The sequence below is a fragment of the Sulfurovum sp. XGS-02 genome (assembly GCF_023213175.1).
Lineage (GTDB): Bacteria > Campylobacterota > Campylobacteria > Campylobacterales > Sulfurovaceae > Sulfurovum.
This window is the reverse complement of record NZ_CP093312.1, coordinates 1-19,056: the sequence shown is the minus strand read 5'-3', so window position 1 is coordinate 19,056 and position 19,056 is coordinate 1. Positions and strand designations below refer to the sequence as shown.

General features: G+C 40.1%; 15 protein-coding genes and 1 pseudogene. 6 read left to right on the top strand and 10 right to left on the bottom strand.

Annotated features, from left to right (window positions below; genetic code table 11):
• The first annotated feature begins 55 nt into the window (after window positions 1–55).
• Complete coding sequence (locus tag MN086_RS00080) at window positions 56–1,120, top strand: YeiH family protein (RefSeq protein WP_248576040.1); 1,065 nt, start codon at window positions 56–58, stop codon at window positions 1,118–1,120.
• 19 nt (window positions 1,121–1,139) lie between these two features.
• Here the strand turns inward: MN086_RS00080 and MN086_RS00075 are convergent.
• Window positions 1,140–2,647 (bottom strand): annotated as a pseudogene (locus tag MN086_RS00075) (YifB family Mg chelatase-like AAA ATPase).
• 166 nt (window positions 2,648–2,813) lie between these two features.
• Between MN086_RS00075 and gdhA the strand changes: the two are divergent.
• Window positions 2,814–4,166, top strand: a complete 1,353-nt coding sequence (gene gdhA, locus MN086_RS00070; RefSeq protein ID WP_248576039.1) for an NADP-specific glutamate dehydrogenase — start codon at window positions 2,814–2,816, stop codon at window positions 4,164–4,166.
• Window positions 4,167–4,196: 30 nt separating this feature from the next.
• On the opposite strand, the gene def is transcribed toward gdhA, so the two are convergent.
• The 5 genes from def to MN086_RS00045 form a co-directional block, all read right to left on the bottom strand.
• Window positions 4,197–4,721 carry a peptide deformylase gene (def, locus tag MN086_RS00065; RefSeq protein WP_248576038.1) on the bottom strand — a complete coding sequence of 175 codons (525 nt, stop codon included), beginning with the start codon at window positions 4,719–4,721 and terminating at the stop codon, window positions 4,197–4,199.
• A 12-nt stretch (window positions 4,722–4,733) separates the two neighbouring features.
• Complete coding sequence (clpP, locus tag MN086_RS00060) at window positions 4,734–5,321, bottom strand: ATP-dependent Clp endopeptidase proteolytic subunit ClpP (RefSeq protein WP_248576037.1); 588 nt, start codon at window positions 5,319–5,321, stop codon at window positions 4,734–4,736.
• Between the two features lie 109 nt (window positions 5,322–5,430).
• Complete coding sequence (gene tig, locus MN086_RS00055; RefSeq protein ID WP_248576036.1) at window positions 5,431–6,723, bottom strand: trigger factor; 1,293 nt, start codon at window positions 6,721–6,723, stop codon at window positions 5,431–5,433.
• Between the two features lie 133 nt (window positions 6,724–6,856).
• Window positions 6,857–7,663, bottom strand: coding sequence for a hypothetical protein (locus MN086_RS00050; protein WP_248576035.1), 807 nt, complete (start codon window positions 7,661–7,663; stop codon window positions 6,857–6,859).
• A gap of 40 nt (window positions 7,664–7,703) precedes the next feature.
• Window positions 7,704–8,699: a hypothetical protein gene (locus tag MN086_RS00045; protein ID WP_248576034.1), complete on the bottom strand. Its 996-nt coding sequence runs from the start codon at window positions 8,697–8,699 to the stop codon at window positions 7,704–7,706.
• Window positions 8,700–8,864: 165 nt separating this feature from the next.
• Here MN086_RS00045 and MN086_RS00040 point away from each other — a divergent pair, with 165 nt between their 5' ends.
• The 4 genes from MN086_RS00040 to MN086_RS00025 all read left to right on the top strand — a co-directional run bounded on the left by MN086_RS00040 (window position 8,865) and on the right by MN086_RS00025 (window position 12,903).
• Entirely contained in the window at window positions 8,865–9,812 is a 948-nt protein-coding gene (locus tag MN086_RS00040; protein ID WP_248576033.1) for an A/G-specific adenine glycosylase, read from the top strand.
• Window positions 9,813–9,835: 23 nt separating this feature from the next.
• Window positions 9,836–10,414 carry a GTP cyclohydrolase I FolE gene (gene folE, locus MN086_RS00035; protein WP_248576032.1) on the top strand — a complete coding sequence of 193 codons (579 nt, stop codon included), beginning with the start codon at window positions 9,836–9,838 and terminating at the stop codon, window positions 10,412–10,414.
• 280 nt (window positions 10,415–10,694) lie between these two features.
• Window positions 10,695–11,900, top strand: coding sequence for a NifS family cysteine desulfurase (locus MN086_RS00030; RefSeq protein ID WP_248576031.1), 1,206 nt, complete (start codon window positions 10,695–10,697; stop codon window positions 11,898–11,900).
• Window positions 11,901–11,928: 28 nt separating this feature from the next.
• The gene (locus MN086_RS00025) at window positions 11,929–12,903 is read left to right on the top strand and encodes an iron-sulfur cluster assembly scaffold protein (protein ID WP_248576030.1); all 975 of its coding nucleotides are present in this window, start codon (window positions 11,929–11,931) and stop codon (window positions 12,901–12,903) included.
• 254 nt (window positions 12,904–13,157) lie between these two features.
• Here MN086_RS00025 and recJ read toward each other — a convergent pair whose 3' ends face one another.
• The 4 genes from recJ to dnaA form a co-directional block, all read right to left on the bottom strand.
• The gene (gene recJ / locus MN086_RS00020; protein ID WP_248576029.1) at window positions 13,158–14,738 is read right to left on the bottom strand and encodes a single-stranded-DNA-specific exonuclease RecJ; all 1,581 of its coding nucleotides are present in this window, start codon (window positions 14,736–14,738) and stop codon (window positions 13,158–13,160) included.
• Window positions 14,739–16,370, bottom strand: a complete 1,632-nt coding sequence (locus MN086_RS00015; protein WP_248576028.1) for a CTP synthase — start codon at window positions 16,368–16,370, stop codon at window positions 14,739–14,741.
• Between the two features lie 15 nt (window positions 16,371–16,385).
• Complete coding sequence (gene dnaN / locus MN086_RS00010) at window positions 16,386–17,453, bottom strand: DNA polymerase III subunit beta (protein WP_248576027.1); 1,068 nt, start codon at window positions 17,451–17,453, stop codon at window positions 16,386–16,388.
• A 185-nt stretch (window positions 17,454–17,638) separates the two neighbouring features.
• Complete coding sequence (dnaA, locus tag MN086_RS00005; RefSeq protein WP_248576026.1) at window positions 17,639–18,973, bottom strand: chromosomal replication initiator protein DnaA; 1,335 nt, start codon at window positions 18,971–18,973, stop codon at window positions 17,639–17,641.
• Window positions 18,974–19,056: the final 83 nt, after the last annotated feature.

The window sequence follows — 19,056 nt, the reverse complement described above, 5'->3', positions numbered from 1 at the left end:
AAATTATAGTAGAATTCTGAGAATGTTATCAATAATTTTGAATTAAAGGATATTTATGCCATTTTCACCACAAAATCGTAAGGGTACGATGAGCGGTATTATATTTGTCGCTATCTTCGCTGCGGCTGCAACATTTATCTCGGATTTCCCTGCTGTCCAAGCATTGGGTATCTCACCGCTCGTGATCGGTATCGTCATAGGAATATTTTATGCCAACACTTTGCATAACCAGACGCCAGAAGAGTGGCAGGGAGGGATCACTTTCTCAGCCAAAAAGATCCTTCGTTTTGCAATCGTATTCTATGGTTTCCGACTGACTTTTCAAGAGATCATCGATGTAGGTATGGCAGGATTCCTAGTTTCTCTTATCATGCTGGCTTCTACATTTATCCTCGGTACATGGCTGGGACATAAGATCTTCGGTATGGAGAAAGATACTTCTATGCTTACCGCTTCAGGTGCATCGGTATGTGGTGCGGCAGCTGTATTGGCAACAGAACCTGTACTGAAGTCAGAAGAGTATAAAGCTGCTATTGCGGTATCGATGGTTGTACTTTTCGGTACGATCTCAATGTTCCTCTACCCGGTACTCTATACAGCGATCATTGAGCCTGCTGCTGGATTTTTGCATATGACAGCAAAAGAGTTTGGTATCTATGTCGGTGGTACAATCCATGAAGTGGCTCAGGTGGTTGCGGTACCTGCTTCCGTACCGGGTTCACCTAAAGAGATGGCAGATGCGGCTGTGATCGTAAAGATGACAAGAGTCATTATGATCGCTCCAATGTTGATCATCCTTGGTATCTATCTAAGCTATAGTGCTAAAAAAGAGGGTGGTGCAGGTGAAAAAGTGAAACTGGTGATCCCTTGGTTTGCTGTCTACTTTATCGGTGTTGCAGGTTTCAACTCACTGCATCTTGTGCCTACGGATATTGTAAGCCTGATCAACGAGATCGATACGTTCCTCCTTACAATGGCGATGACTGCCCTGGGTATGGGAACACGTTTTGCGAAATTCAAAGGACTTGGACTCGCACCTGTCTATACCGCATCAGCAATGTTCGCATGGCTTGTCATCGGTGGATTTATCATTACTAAAGCGGTCTGTTCGGTATTTTAATACTGAACGGATCAATTTTTTATCTCCTCTTTCGATAACTCAACGCTTCGAGCATATCAGCTCTCTCTATCCTCTCATGCCCATGGAGATCAGCAATGGTACGCCCTACTTTTTTGATCGAGGCAATTGAGCGATGGGAGAGTGCAAAGCGCAGTATCGCACCCTCTAATATACGTAAAGCCTCACTGTCCAAGATACAGTACGCTTCTATCTCCTCTTCACGCAATTTGCCATTGAGGCGTTCCTGTCCCCGTTCTTTTTGCATCTTAAATGCTTTAAGCACCTCTTTGTGCATCTGGGCCGAGGTGATATCACCTCTATCCTCACTATTCACTTCTTGCATCACAACAAAGAGATCTATCCTGTCCAAAAACGGATCGGAAAGTTTGTTCTGGTAGCGTTTGATCTCCGGTTCCGAACATCTGCAGGATTTACTCTTGGAGAGCAGATTTCCGCAGGGACAGGGGTTTTGCGCTGCCACGAACATGATATCTGCTTCATACTCGATCTTAGCATTGACCCTTGCTATATATACTTTTCTGTCTTGCAAAGGCTCTCTAAGGGCTTCAAGGACTGCTTTTGAAAAATGGGGTAGTTCATCAAAGAAGAGTATCCCTTTATGTGCCAATGCTACCTCTCCTATCTTGGCTACAGAGGAACCTCCACCGAAAATAGATGCAGAGGTGGCAGTGTGATGGGGAGAGCGTATCGGGCGCAGGGCTGAAAAACTTGGTACCATCCCATCTAAAAACTGATGTTTGGCTATGGAGAGTATCTCTTCCTCAAAGAGCGGAGGCAGAATATCTTTGATGCGTTTGGCTATCATACTCTTTCCGCATCCCGGATTTCCTTCCATCAAAAAATTGTGCATTCCTGCTGCTATGAGCGAAGCTCTCTTGGCGATGGACTGCCCTTTGACATCACTAAAATCACTCTCATATTTTTTTCATAATAGTAAGAGGTCTCTTTCACTCTGAAAGTTTCAGATTTGCAGGAAAATGCCTGTACATTTGCTTTGAAATGCTTGCCCTTCAAGATCTCTATGGCTTCGTTCAATGAATCCACAGCAATGAAATCTACGCCTGAGATATGACTCAAGTATGGAATGGACTCTTTTGGCACAATGGCCCGTTTGATCAAGCCTTGCTCCTTTAGGGAGAGGACCAGAGGGAAGAGCATGGAACTTGTTTTCACCTTTCCGTCCAATCCCAGTTCACCAAAGACAAAAAGTCCCTCCTCCTCGACCTCTGTTTTATGCATAGCAATGAGCAATGCCATAGCCAGATCCAGATGTGTCCCTGACTTCTTCAGGTCTGATGGGCTCAGATTGATTGTGATTTTCAGCGGTGGGAATACAAAATCATTGGTAAGCAGTGCAGACTTTGTTCTCTCTTTGGCCTCTTGAATGTCACTGCTGGCCAAACCCACCACTGTAAATCCCGGAAGTCCCTTTGTAAATGTCGCTTCCACTTCTATCACCTGTGCATTCACACCCTCAAGTGTCGCACAGGTCAATCTGTTCACTATCACCTCTTTTTTGGCTTTTTCTTTGCCTTGGTTCTGTTGTTTTCGGGGTGGAGTACCACTATCTATTTTTGCATTCATACATCCATGATGCACTAAATTTGAAAAAAAGTTTAAAAATATGACAAATTGTAATATAATTTGATTCACATACACACAAAGGAAGTTTATGGAGTATATTGAGCAAGCATTGATGCGTGCCGAAAGCAGTAACTGTAAAAGTGACACCATTTTTCTTCAAGCACTGAAAGAGGTGCTTGATACGATACAACCGCTGATAGAAAAACATCCCGAATATCTCCACCAAAATATCATCGACCGTATCATGGTCCCCAACAGAGAGATCCACTTTAAAATAGAGTGGATGGATGATGACAATATCATCCATGTCAATAACGGGTACAGAATTCAATTTAACAATGCTTTAGGTCCCTACAAAGGCGGGGTACGTTTTCATCCTTCGGTCAATCCGGATATCCTGAAATTTCTTGCTTTTGAACAGATCTTTAAAAATGCGATCACCGGTCTTCATATAGGAGGTGCAAAAGGCGGAGCCGATTTTGACCCTAAAGATAAAAGCGATAAAGAGATCATGAAGTTTTGTCAAGCATTTATGTCTGCTTTTTATAACAGTATCGGTGCCGATATCGATATCCTGGGTGGAGATATAGGTGTAGGATCCAGAGAAGTAGGCTATCTGTTTGGACAATACAAACAGCTCACCAACTCTTACGACAGTATCATCACCTCCAAGCCCCTCTCCCTAGGCGGAAGTTTGGGACGTACCGAGGCGACAGGCTATGGGCTTATCTATTTCACACAGACCTTACTGGAGGATATGGGAGAAACACTCAAAGGTAAGATATGTACGATCAGCGGTAGCGGTAATGTTGCGATCCATGCGATAGAAAAACTCTATGAGATCGGTGCCATTCCTGTCACCTGTTCGGATTCCAAAGGTGCGATACATGACAGTAACGGTATAGATATTGAACTTTTAAAAAAAATAAAGCTGGAGAGAAGGGCCTCGCTGGAATATTATGCATTGGAGAGGAAAAAAGCCACCTATGTGAAAAGAGAAAGCTATAATGAGGGGTGCAGCTTTGTATGGGGTATCCCTTGTTTTGCCGCATTTCCCTGTGCCACACAGAATGAATTGGGCGAAAACTCTGCAAAACTGCTCATAGAGAATGATGTGAAGATCGTTGCAGAAGGCGCAAATATGCCTACCACGCCTGAAGCGATCGCTCTTTTTGAAGAGCACAATATTCTTTTTGGACCAGCCAAAGCAGCCAATGCCGGCGGTGTGGCTGTCTCTGTGTTGGAGATGAGCCAAAACAGTTCATTGAACTATCTCTCATTTGAAAAAGTAGATAAAAGACTCAAAGACATTATGTCCAATATCTACAGTGACCTCAAGCAGACATGCGATGAGTATAACCTCGATATGGACCTTGTCTCTGCTGCAAATATCTTAGGATTTCAACGTGTGGCAGATGCCATGATCATGCAGGGAGTGTAAAGAGGAAAGGCCAGAGTATTTGGCCTTGGCTTATGCCTCTTTTAATCTTCGTTTCCACTCTTTTTCGAATTTCTTTCTTTTCGTAAAAGAGAGTTTTTCAATGAATACTTTTCCGTCCAGATGGTCTATCTCGTGCTGTATGGCAATGGCAAGAAAATCATTATCTTCTATCTCATGCTTATTGCCCTCTCTGTCAAGATACGCTACTTTCACATGTTTTGCACGTTCAACTTCTTCATAGATACCCGGAACAGAGAGGCACCCTTCTTGAAATTTTTCTGAACCGTCTTTTTCAAGGATCACAGGGTTGATCATCTCCAGCGTATTTTCTCTAGGCTGGTCATGTTCACCGTCTGCCCCCTCTAAAGGGATGTTGATGATCAGTGCGCGTATATCAATACCCACTTGAATGGCAGCAAGACCTACTCCGTTACGGGCACGCATCGTATCATACATGTCATCAAGAAGATCATGCAATGCACCATCAAAAGACTCTACCTCTTTTGAGACAAGTTTGAGCCTTTTATCCGGGTATACTACTATTTCTCTAACCATACACCGTCTCTATTATGTGAAACTTTTTGTAAGTACTTTGTCTATAAGTCCGTACTCCAGTGCTTCTCTCGACGACATAAAGTTATCTCTCTCCGTATCTTTTTCGATACGTTTCGCTGTTTTCCCTGTCTGTTCTGCCAAGATCTCGTTAAGTGTATCTTTGAGTCTTTGTATCTCTTGTGCCTGTATCTGAATATCTGTTGACTGCCCCTGTGCACCACCTGAAGGCTGGTGGATCATAATACGTGCATGCGGGAGCGCATAACGTTTACCCTTTGTCCCCGAAGAGAGCAAAAAAGCACCCATAGATGCTGCCTGTCCTATACAGATCGTGACAATGTCAGGTTTGATATAGTTCATCGTGTCATACATAGAAAGTCCTGAGGTGATCACACCCCCCGGAGAGTTGATGTAAAAGTAAATATCTTTATCCGGATCTTGTGCTTCAAGAAAAAGAAGTTGTGCCACCACGGTCGAAGCCACTTGATCATTGACCTCACCACTTAGCATAATGATACGATCCTTAAGCAACCGTGAATAGATATCGTAAGATCTTTCACCTCTACCGGTCTGTTCTACAACGTATGGAATATAACTCATCTTTTTCCTTTAATAATATATAGTTAAATAGATTTTTTATCCACTCAACTATACACTCTATAGGTTAACAGAACAAATAACAACTTTCGTTGCTATTTGTTTGCGTGTGTTATTTATCTAAACCTAGCATCTTACCAAAGAGTTTGTCTTCGATCATACCCATCTTCACTGCAGGAAGAAGATTGTTCTCTTGATAGTATTTGATCACTTCTTGCGGATCTTGGCCACTCATCATCGCTTCATAGTAGATCGCTTGTGATACCTCTTGGTCATCTACAGATACATCTTCTTTTTTAGCCAATGCATCTACGATAAATGTCGCTTTTACAGAAGCTACTGCATCTGCTCTTACTTCTTCACGAAGTGCTTCGATCTTCTCAGGATTGTCTTTAAAAGAGTTAAGCTCCTCTTCGCTCATCTCTCTTGCTTTTGCATTGATCTTTGCATCGATCTCTTGTTCAACGATATTGTTCGGCAATGCAAAGTCGAATTTCTCTACCAATGCTTCAACCAATTTCGGTTTAAGATCTTCATTATAGAGTTTTGAAATTTCTGTTGACTCGATCTGTGTTCTTACTCTGTCCGTCAACATTTCTAGTGTTGCATTCTCTTCGCCTTGAAGAAGTTTTTGTGCCAGCTCATCGTTAAGCTCTGCTGGTACCTGCTCTTGAATTTCGTGAAGTTTTACTTTGAACTCTGCTTCTTTTCCTGCCAAATCTTTTGACTGGTACGCTTCAGGGAAAGTCACAGTGATCGTTTTCTCTTCATCATACTTCATACCGATGATCTGTTCTTCAAATCCTGGGATGAATTGTCCAGAACCGATCTTAAGGCTGAACTTCTCAGCTTTACCGCCGTCAAATGCTACACCGTCAACAAAACCTTCAAAGTCGATCACGACCATGTCACCGTCTCTTACCATACGTTTTCTTTTGATCTTTGTATAAGGTGCTTGCTGAGCTGCGATCTCATTCAGTTTTTCTTCAACTTCTTTTTCAGATGCCGTTGGTCTCTCAAAGGCAGGAAGTACATCCATATGGCCTTCTGCTTCAAATACCGGTCTAGTAGAGATCTCTACCTCAACGTCGATACCCGCATCTGTTTTGTCATACTTTTTAAAGGTAGGCTGACCGAGCATATCTGCAGGGTTGATACCCGCTTCTTTCATACCCGCATCAATAAGCTCTCTGAGTACTTCACCCTCAGCATCCTGAGCAAGTTTGTCACCATGCATTTGTTTCACTACGTGTGGAGGTACTTTACCTTTTCTGAAGCCATCTACTTTCATCTCTTTACCGGCTTGAACTGCCATCTTGTTAATGTTCTCTTCAACAGCACTGTTCTCTATAGTACCGCTTACGATAATATTTGCGTCGTCTACTTTGTTTACTGTAACTTTCACTACATTCCTTTATATATAATTACGTGATTTTATCGAAATAATGTTGAAATACCAATAAGCGTTAAAATGAAAGGAGGAAAAGAGGTTGATAAAACAGCTCTCCAGAGTGATTCTGGGGAGCCAAAAAGTCATACTATTTGTAGGTTCTTTTGATATCTTTTTCTATATTACCTGGAGCAGAAGCGATTCTCATAAACTCTGTCATACTTAAAAGAGGAAGAGAAACCGCCAAATAATATTTCGGGTCCAGCATCACCGCTTTTCCCTCTTTTATCATACTTCTGTACGGCAGGATAAGTGCATTATGCGCTGAATCTATTTTAAGAAGAAATTTATTGGTCCGGCTTCTTAGGTTGTGCCCGACAAGTGTGGATCCATCAGGAAGTTTAAGGCTGTAAGCTACATATTTATTCTCTTTGAGCTTTGTTTCCAGATCTTCACCCTCACCTACTTCGATTGTATCTTCAACATGGGCCATACCCATCATAAACTGGTAATGAGGAAGTTTTTCAAGTTTAAACTCATCTTCTACCGTATAAAGGTCACCCAGTGCTTTTTGAAATGCTTTGAGTGTAGCTGAAAACTGTCCATAGGTATATTTATCCTGAAGGTAGGCTGCACCAAAATAGGATGGATTCTGTATACGCACCTCTTTTTCATTCACAAGTACATTGAGTGTTGCCAGCCAAGTGTTTGTTGCTTTGAGCTCTTCATTGGTCACTGTGATCACCGTTGAACCTTTGACCGGTATGGTCACAGCCAAAATAGTAAATCCGCTGGCTTTCAGTTTTGACTGCACCTGCTTGGCATCTTGTGCTTTTGCAGCATAATACGTGCTTAATACTTCCGGTGCAGGTGCACTGATATCCAATTTAGTACTTTCAGCCTGTGCGGTAGCCAGTGCCAATAAGAATGCTAATGCCATTTTGGTAAATTTCATCTATTTCCTTTTTCTTATTTGATTAGTTTTACTGTAACCGCTAGTCTTTACCAAGGGTTACGACTTCAAAGCCCATCTCTTTAAAGGTTTCAACCACTTCTGCATCGATCGCCCGCATGTGATCAATACGTTTCTGGTCTTTAAAGTCGAGTGCATTGATCCAGTTGTCCACAGATGCATATCCTACATGAAGTTCATTGCTTCCCTTAGGAACATAGAAATAGACTGAACAAGGTGCGAACATACCTGCTTGAGGCATACCTCTGTTAAAGATAGAATTTGAGAATTCAAAGTGACAAAGCATAGAGACCCAGTACGCATCATATTTGTCAAATTCCATCTCCATATCGGCATATTCAAATTTAAAATCAATGAATCCGGCAATAACAAAATGATGTTGAGAGAAACGTCCGTCATGGTCCATAACAAAATCTTCAACAAATGTTTCCATATCATCTGTTCTTTCAAACTTTTTCACCATTCTTGTCAATCCAACTTTCGGTAACGGCTTCGTATGTTCAAATCTTTTGGTTTTTGTGGGCTTCATCTCTTTCTCTACCAATGCATCAAAAGAACCTACCATATCTGTAAATGCTTTTCTTGTCTCTGCATCTTTCTCGCCGATGATATCCAACATAGTATCCGAAGCAAGGTGTCCGTACCAGGTGTTGTTATCATCTTTGGCAAGTGTTTTATAACCAAAGAAGTTGAAAGGAGCATACGCACCAAAATCGGGGTTTTTAAGCAAAAGCGGTCTCAATGCTTCGATATTTACAAGACCATAGAAAGAGATCATCTCTAAAGTCTTCTCATTAAACATGTTTTGCCAATGCACCTCTATATTTCTGTTCGCTTGTACAACAGAATAACCAATGGTATTGATCTTTTTGATCAACGCATCCATCTGGACTGCCTGATTACCTTCATTCCCCCAAAGCTCTGCAGTTAATTTTGTCTCTGACTTGTTTGAATGCACATCCGCCTGTGCCAGTCCAACAAGCATCAAAAATGCCAGTATCACTCTCTTTAATTTCATACGTCTTCCTTATAGTGTTCAATAGAATCTCTTATGGTAATAAAAATTGTATTAATATGTCATTAACCATAAAATAAACGCTACTTCATACAATTTTTGCCCATATACTCTTTGACTTTCATCTTGATTCTACGTCTACAAAGCAACACATGCTATAATCCCATCATGTATAGAAAAACCCACCAAACCATCCAAGCGTGGTACCGACAAAACGGACGACTGGACCTGCCCTGGCGCAACACAAAGGAAGCCTATTATATCTACCTCTCAGAAGTAATGCTTCAGCAGACACAGGTCAAAACCGTATTGGAGAGATACTACATCCCTTTTATTGAACGTTTTCCTACCCTTAAAAGTTTAGGCGAGGCACCTCTGGATGATGTATTGAAGATGTGGGAAGGGCTTGGCTATTACAATCGCGCCAAAAATTTACACAAGACCGCGACGCTTGTAGAGACGCTTCCAAATGATATAGAGGAGCTCATCAAACTTCCGGGTATCGGTAAAAATACTGCCCATGCCGTCGCTGCCTTTGCCTTTAACCAACCTGTCCCCATTATGGAAGCCAATGTAAAACGTATACTTTGCCGTCTGCACCAAATCATCACACCCACCGAGAAAAGACTATGGGAGATCGCTTACCGCCTGGTAGACAAAATAAATTCTTTCGACTATAACCAAGCGATGATGGATATAGGGGCAACCATCTGTCTGCCTAGAAATCCCAAATGTGAGATCTGTCCTCTTGGCAATATCTGTAAAGGAAAAGAATATCCTGAACGCTATCCTGCAAAAAAGAAACGTGTGGTACCTATCAGAGAAGAGAATATTCTTATCCGTATCTATGATAATAAACTCTCACTGAGACAAAGAGAGGGTAAATTCCTGCATGGCCTCTGGGGTTTTGAATCTGTGGAGAGTCCGGAGTGTGCCTCTGAGTATCTGGGTGAGGTCACCCATGCCTATACACACTTTAAGCTCAACTGTAAAGTCTATCTCTATTATGAGAACTCTCCTGAAAAGTCTGGCTATTTTACTGTAGATGAGATAGAAAAACTCGCTATCTCCAAGGTAGATGAGAAGATTGTTAAATTGTTTTTAGCTACAATGTGAAAAATATCTGATTAGGTACGATAATGAATAAAGAAGAAGAATTTGAACAGGCTGTAACCAAAGTCCTTGAACTTTTGGGAGAAGACCCTACACGGGAAGGTTTAGTAAAAACACCCAGCCGTGTAGCCAAAGCACTCCAGTTTCTTACAGAAGGGTATCAGCAAGACCCAAAGGAGATACTGAACCAAGCACTCTTCAGCACAAGTAATGATGAGATGGTACTGGTACGTGATATAGAGTTTTATTCTATGTGTGAACATCACATGCTTCCTATTATAGGACGTGCCCATGTGGCATACATACCTGACGGCAAAGTCGTGGGTCTCTCCAAGATCCCTCGCATCGTCAATGTCTATGCCAGACGTCTGCAGATACAAGAACAAATGACCGAACAGATTGCAGATGCGATTTCCGAAACGATCAAACCTAAAGGTGTGGCTGTAGTCGTACATGCACGCCATATGTGCATGGAGATGAGAGGGGTACAAAAGATCAACTCCACCACAGTCAGTTCTGCACTGCGTGGTCTCTTTAAAAGTGATGAACGTACCAGAAATGAATTTTATAATCTTATCAATACACCTACCCCTTCAAATTTTTAAACTATACGGACACTGTCCGTATTTGGGCCTTATGACTTACAGATAGATTCCATAAGATACCCTCCCCCTTTTAGACTCACTTTGATAGTGATCAGGTAAAAACACTATAAATCAGAGTAAAACTCTCCTCTTTAGCTTAAAAATTTATCTTAATTTAAGAATAACACCGTATCATGCGTAAAACTAATTAGGACTAAAATAGTCTTAATTAAAATGAGTATCATTACAAATAAAAATTAAATGAAATTGAATGGATCTGTTCAATTCAAAGGAGAAACGAATGAAGGTCTATTTAGACAATAATGCAACAACGATCGTTGACCCTCAGGTCTTCGCTGAGATGGAACCTTATTTTGTACAAAAATATGGTAATCCAAACTCATTACATATATTTGCAAGTGACACACACCCTGGTATCAAAGCCGGTATGGAAAGAATCTATGCGGGTATCAATTCTCCCAGAGAGGATTCTGTGATCATCACCTCTTGTGCAACTGAGAGTAATAACTGGGTACTTAAAAGCATCTATTTTGATCAGATCCTGACAGGTAAAAAGAACCATATTATCGTCTCTGAGGTGGAGCACCCTTCTGTCATTGCTACTGCAAAGTTTATTGAGAGTATGGGATGCAAGGTCACCTATCTTCCTATCAACCATGAGGGACTTATCGATGCACAGAGTGTAGAGGACAGCATTACGGATAAAACTGCTCTTGTATCGGTGATGTGGGCGAACAATGAAACAGGTGCGATCTTTCCAGTACAAGAAATAGGTGCGATCTGTAAAAAACACAATGTACCTTTTCATACAGATGCCGTACAGGCTATAGGGAAGATACCTGTAGATGTACAGTCATTTAACGTAGATTACCTGACATTCTCGGCACATAAATTCCACGGACCTAAAGGTGTAGGGGCCTTGTATATGAAAAAAGGCAAAGAGCTTATGCCTCTACTTCATGGTGGTTCACAAATGGGTGGATACCGTTCAGGTACGCTCAATGTACCTGGTATCGTAGGTATGGGTAAAGCCATGGAACAGGCGATCGATGCACTTGACTATGAAATGTCAGAGATCAGAAAAATGAGAGACAATTTTGAAGATGAACTCCTCAAAATAGAAGACACATTCGTTGTCACACCAAGAGAAAAGAGAACACCAAATACCATCCTTATCTCATTTAGAGGTATCGAAGGTGAATCAATGTTATGGGATCTCAGCCGTGCAGGTATCGGTGCAAGTACAGGTTCAGCCTGTGCAAGTGAAGACCTAGAAGCAAACTCGGTCATGGAAGCTATCGGTGCAGCAGAAGATCTAGCACATACAGCTATCCGTTTTTCACTGAGTCGTTATACGACACAAGATGAGATAGACTACACACTTAAGGTAGTTAAAGCAGCTGTCATAAGACTTAGAGGTATCTCAAGTTCATATGCATACGCACCAGAGGGTCATGAGAGTGGATTAGACGCTCATCACCATTAATAGATAAAATTTAATAAAGGATATAAAAATGGGTATAGATAGTTTAGTAGGCGGTACCATCTGGGATGAGTACAGCAATAAAGTAACAGATTTAATGAATAACCCACAAAACATGGGTGAGATCACAGAAGAACAAGCCAAAGAGATGGGTGCAAAACTCATCGTTGCTGACTTCGGTGCAGAGAGCTGTGGCGATGCCGTAAGACTCTACTGGGCAGTAGATCCGGAGACAGACAAAATTCTTGAATCTAAGTTCAAAAGTTTTGGTTGTGGTACAGCGATTGCCTCTTCTGATACAATGGCAGAGCTTTGTAAAGGAAAAACAGTTGATGAAGCTGTAAAGATCACAAATATCGATGTTGAAAAAGCAATGCGTGATGAACCGGATACACCGGCAGTACCACCGCAAAAAATGCACTGTTCGGTAATGGCTTATGATGTGATCAAAAAAGCTGCTGCACAATACAAAGGTGTAGATATCGATAGTTTTGAACAAGAAGTGATCGTATGTGAATGTGCACGTGTCACACTCTCTACACTCAAAGAGGTGATCCGTCTTAATGACCTTACAACCGTTGAACAGATCACAGATTACACAAAAGCGGGTGCATTTTGTAAATCATGTATCAAGCCTGGCGGACACGAAGAGAAAGATGTCTATCTTGTAGACCTGTTAGAGGAGTATGAAAAAGAAAAAATGGCTGCGGGTGCAACACTCGGTAATGAAGGTGGTGCCGGTGCTGATTTTGCTAAGATGACTATCGTTCAGCGTATCAAAGCAGTAGATAAAGTAGTCGATGAAAATATCAGACAAATGCTTGTAATGGATGGCGGTGATATGGAGATCCTTGACATCAAAGAGAACGGTGCGAACTTTGACATTTATATCCGTTATTTAGGTGCGTGTTCTGGTTGTGCAAGTTCAAGTACAGGTACACTTTTCGCTATAGAAAATATCTTAAAAGAGAAACTGGACGAAAACATCAGAGTTTTACCAATCTAATTCTCTCTTCATTTTACACCTAAGGCTTTGCCTTAGGTTCATCTCACAACATTTTAATTGATTAATAAATAGACAAAAACATCATAACTTATTGAATGATATAGGTTATACTATTTTATCCATAGTAATCTATGGGCGTTAAAACAGATACATTACAATTTTTTTTATTGTAATTTCCTTTTTGAATACACTCCATCTGTTTTAACGTTTTTTATGATCTAAAATACTATCCATTCCCCATAGAAAATCAAATATCATAGGATGATTTTATCAACCATCAGCTGCAATGTTACCTTGCCTCTGAAATGATTCTCATTCACTGTATAGGTAATATCTGCTTTTTGCCCTGCTTCGAAACTCTCATCTGTTTTAAACTTCACACCCTGCATCACGATACCATCTTGAGCAAAAGAAAAACGTAAATGTTCTCCCTCTTTGCCCATAGTATCAGCCTGAAGGATCTCGACGTTGGTGCTGATAAACTTTGGTGTGGTATTTCCCTGTCCGTAAGGTTCATACTTCTTCATAAGAGATGTCAACTCAAAAGAGATCGCAGCAAAATGTAAATCCCCAACTATTTCCGGATCGGTCTCCTCTTTAAGAGAACTGTCTTCAACAAAATATCTCTGTACCTCTGCTCTAAAGGTTTCTAAGTTCTCTTCTTTTAAAGAAAGCCCAATGGCCGCCTGATGCCCTCCAAACTTCTCCAGATGCACTCTAGCACTATCTACGATAGCAAAGAGATCACATGCTCCAAAACTTCTACCACTCCCTTTTAGTAATCCCTCTTCACTTTGGGTAAGTATAATACAAGGTTTTTCACATGCCCGTGCTACCCTTGCAGCTACGATACCTACCACCCCTTCATGCCACGATTCGCCAACTACAATTGATACTTCATCGTCATCTTTGACCTGAGACATTGCTTTTTGTGTAATATCATGTTCCGTGGCTTTTCTAAGTGTATTAAATTCTATAAGTCTCTCCAGTCTTACTCTGGCATCATAAATATTGGTCGAAGTTAAAAAATCTACAGCAAAGGAGGCATCCTCCATCCGTCCTGCACTGTTCAGTAAGGGTGCAAGAAAAAATCCTATATCTTCTGATGTGATCGTCTCTTTTTGACTCTGTTCAAGAAAGGCCCTGATCGCAGGACGTTTACTCCTGTTGAGTGCGTTTATCCCTGAAAGGACCATCGCCCTGTTAATATGTTTTAACGGCATCATATCTGCAATAATAGCGATGGAGACCAATTCCATATATGCCATCATATCAATTTTAATATCGAGTGCATTTTTCAATGAAGCGATAAGATACCAGGCAATTTGAGCACCACACACATCTTCATAAGGAAAGGTACACGACTCTTGTTTTTGATTTATGATCGCATAGGCTTCCGGTATTTCGGGTGCCAAGAGGTGGTGATCTGTAATAATAAGATCTATACCCTCCTCTTTACAGAGTTGAGCTGCATACACCGCAGAGATACCATTATCTACTGTCAGTGCCAGGTCAGTGCCAACGATACGGGGTATAATATTTGCAGAGAGCCCATACCCGTCTCTAAAACGGTTGGGTATGATCCACTCTACTGGATACTCAATCTCATCGAAAAAGAGTTTCATCAAAGTCGTAGAGGTGACACCATCTACATCATAATCACCTATAATGGTTATTTTTTCTCTGTTTTGGATAGCAGAAACGATACGCTCCGTTGCTCTGTCCATATCTTTAAATAGGGAGGGTTGGGGAAGATCCCTCAAAGAGAGGAAACCCTCTTCAAAGCGCAGATTTAAAAGTGTCTCTAACTTTGTAAGTGTTAATGGTTTAACCATCTATTTTTTATTTTGCATGGCTGCATTGACAAAAGCCAAGATCGAAGGATTGGCATTTTGAAGTCTAGAAGTAAATTCCGGGTGGAATTGTACACCTAAGAACCAAGGATGATCTTTCACTTCCACTGCTTCTATCAATCCGTCAGATTCACCTGTGATTTCCATACCTTTTGCTTCCAATGCTTCCCTGTATTTCGGATTTGCTTCATAGCGGTGTCTATGTCTTTCATAAATGATTTTAGAATCATATGCCGCTCTAAGATTTGACCCCTCTTTTGTTTCACATTCATATTCACCAAGACGCATGGTACCACCCATTGGTGATGTGGTCGTTCTTACCTGTTTTGAACCGCTCGCATCTATGAATTCATCGATAAGATAGATAATAGGGTTTGGCGTATTTTCGTCAAATTCTACAGAAGTTGCATCTTTGATACCGAGTACGTTTCTGGCATATTCTACCATTGCCAACTGCATACCAAGACAGATACCTAAAAACGGTATTTTATTTTCTCTTGCATATTGGATGGCTTGGATTTTACCTTCTACACCGCGTCCGCCAAAACCGCCTGCAACCAAAATACCGTCACAGTCACTCAGGTACTTTTGGGCACCGTCATCTTCAACCTTCTCACTGTCCACCCATTTGATCTCCACTTTCGTATCAAGATGGGCACCTGCATGTATGAGGGCTTCTGTTAAAGACTTGTAAGACTCTTTAAGATCCAGATATTTACCTACGAACGCGATTTTCATACTGTCACTAGGCATGATGATCTTATGTACCAGATCCCTCCATTTATCCATATTGGGATTACAGTTCTCAAGATCCAACTGTTTACAGATAGGTGTAAGTATATCCTGATCCAAAAAGTTCAAAGGTACTTGATAGATAGTAGGTGCATCAGCAGCAACTATCACGGAATCCTCATCTACATCACAAGAGTAGGCTATTTTACGTTTGATTTCAGTTGAAACTGGTACTTCAGCACGGAGTACTAACATATGCGGTGCAATACCTATACGTCTAAGCTCCTGTACAGAGTGCTGAGTCGGTTTTGTCTTCAGTTCTCCAGCAGCCTTGATATAAGGTAAAAGGGTCACATGGATATTCATCACCTGCGTTTTACCAAATTCATGTTTCATCTGTCTGATTGTCTCTAAAAACGGTAAACCTTCAATATCTCCTGTCGTACCGCCCAGTTCCACGATGAGAATATCTTTATTTTCACCTGCCTTTACGATACGATCTTTAATTTCATTGACAATATGGGGAACCACTTGGATCGTTTTACCAAGGTACTTTCCTTTACGTTCATTTTCAATGACTGTTTTATAGACAAGACCTGTAGTAAAGTTATTGTTCTGTGTCAACGATGTATCTAAAAATCGTTCATAATGACCTAGGTCGAGATCTGTTTCTGCACCGTCTTTGGTCACAAAAACCTCACCATGTTCCAATGGGGACATGGTACCGGGGTCAACATTGATATAGGGGTCAAGTTTCAATACGCCTACACGTTGCCCTGTATGCTTCAGTAATGTACCTATACTTGCAGCAGTAATACCTTTTCCTAAAGATGAAAGTACACCACCTGTAACAAAAATATATTTTGTTTTATTTTCACTCATATAACGCTTTTCCTTTTATGCCACGATCGGCATGATGATTGTAATAAAATTATCGTCTTTGACAATAAATGGCAGTGACGGTTCATTGAATTCAATAGTAAATTCATTTTTATTGACTTGTGAAATAAAATCCAAAATATATTTACTGTTGAATGAGAGTTCAAATTTATCATTTAAACCAGTATTGAGTTCCACTTCTGTTTTTGCTTCTACATTATCAGCACTTAACGAATTAAAAATAATAGTATCAGATAAAAGTGTCATTTTGATCTCTTGTGAAATTGTGGTGATCATTTTTATTGCATCAACCATCTCTTTTTTAGGAAGTGTGATCTGGTGTTTTGTTGTAGCCGGAATGATACGTTCATAATCCGGGAATTTCCCATTGATCAATCTTGTATAAAAATAGTAATTTTCATTTGAAATAATAAGATTGGTTTCATCAAAGTAGATATCGATCTGGTCTAAAAAAAGTTTTTGGATTTCCAAAATAGCTTTTTTAGGGACAATTAAAGAGAGTGCTTCGTTATTATTACCCGGTATGGTTGCAATGGCCAATCTTCTGGTATCTGTACCTACCAAATCTGTACCGTCATTTTTTATATTGATCAAAGCACCGTTGAGCTCAAACTTTGGGTTGTTTGTATCAATTGCAGGAGAGATCTTTTTAAGATTTTGAATCAAATTTAGAGAATCAAGAGAAATTTGAGGTTTATCATTGATGTTAGGGAATGATGGATAAGAGTTGGCATCAAATGTAGGAAGTTTGAATTTAGAATTTTTTTGTTTGATAATCAGTGTATTGTCTAAAATTTCTAACGTAATGTCATCATCTTTGAGTATACGTATAATATCTAGAAGTTTTTTACCATGTGCAGTAAAAGCTCCTTCTGCTTCTATACTAATATTATCAGTAACAATTTGTAAACCTATTTCAGAATCTGTAGCTTTAACAATACATTTATTGTCTTGTGTGGTAAACAATATATGTGAGGTAATTTGACTTGCGTCTTTTTTTTCTAAAAAAGGCTGTAAATTAATGAGTATAGATTCTATAATCTGTTTTTGTGCTCTTATCTTCATTGACTCTCCTTATATTTAATAAAATTAGTAGGTAGTAGTAGTGTGACATGAATATGTGAAAAACTACTTTATTGCTTGTGTGACCGTTATTTAAGCGAATGTCTAACTCTTTTTCAACATTCACATTTATTCACTTTTAAAATTATATCTTTTTTTTATTCAAGTTTTCTATGATGAAATATTGTTTAGAGCGGCTCATTTTGCGTATGTGTATTTACTTTGTTTGAGAGCTCCTCTAAAATTACTTTAAAATTCTCATCACTTTCTATGATCTCATTGATTTTTTTCATCGCATGTGAAATAGCTGTATGGTCTTTCATTCCAAAATATACAGCGATCTGAGGCATAGAGTTTGGTGTAAGATTTCTGGCTAAATAGATCGCAATTCTTCTTGCGTTGACCACATTTTTGGTACGTTTTTTCGATTTCATATCAGAAGGTTTGATATTGAGCTCTTTTGAAATAATTTTTACGATTTCATCTATCGTAATATTTTCTTTTTTCTCTTTGAGCTGATCCTTGATGGCGTTTTGTGCGAAATCAAGGGTTATTTCCTGGTTTAGCATAGAAGAAAGTGCATTGAGTTTGATAATGGTTCCTTCTATCTCACGTATATTGTCACCCATATGTGTAGCGATATAATTGACGATTTCATTATCCAGTGTGATACCGTCAAGTTCACATTTTTTCTGGATAATGGCGATTTTGGTCTCCAGTCCCGGTGGCTGTATATCCGCCATGAGTCCCATCTCAAAACGGGTTCTCAGTCTGTCGACAAGTCCGGCGATCTTATTGGGTTGTCTGTCTGAAGTAATTACGATCTGTTTATTATTGTTATAGAGCTCGTTAAAGGTGTGAAAAAACTCCTCTTGTGTCTGCTCTTTTCTGCTTAGGAACTGTATATCGTCTATAAGCAGAAGATCACACTCTCTGAATTTGTCTCTAAATCTGTCCATCGTCTGAGAACGAAGATGTGAAGTAAATGAGTTCATGAACTGTTCCAGCGTCGTATAGATGACGGTTTTACCCAGGTCTATATGATAGTTACCTATGGCTTGAAGCAGGTGGGTCTTACCCAATCCAACACCCCCGTAGAGAAAAAGGGGGTTATAGAGTTTACCGGGCTTTTCTGCTACGGATTTCGCTGTCGTATAAGCAAACTGGTTGGAGTCTCCTACAATAAAACTTTCGAAGGTCAAAGAGGGGTTGAGATAGGTACTTTTTGACTGACTTTTTTCGCTTGTCTGTTTTGCGGCTGGTGTGGAACGTTGTTCTTTTTGTTTACCTACGGTGATCTCTATTTCAGGTTTTATTTCGTTCTGAAGTTCAAAAAGATGCATCAGTTTATCCGTATATTTACTTTTGATCCATTTTGCAATGATCATATTGGGAGCATTGAAATAGGCAATATTACTCCGGGAACGTTTGGTATCATAGGTAAGATTTTTAATATATCGTTCATACTCTACTTCAGTGATCTCTTTTTTCAGTTCAAAAAGTACTTTTTGTCCTACATTCATCCGTTTTTGCCTTTGATATTTTTAAATGTGTGAATAATTTTTCACAATTTTTAAGAGTTAAAATTCTCAATGTGAATAACTTA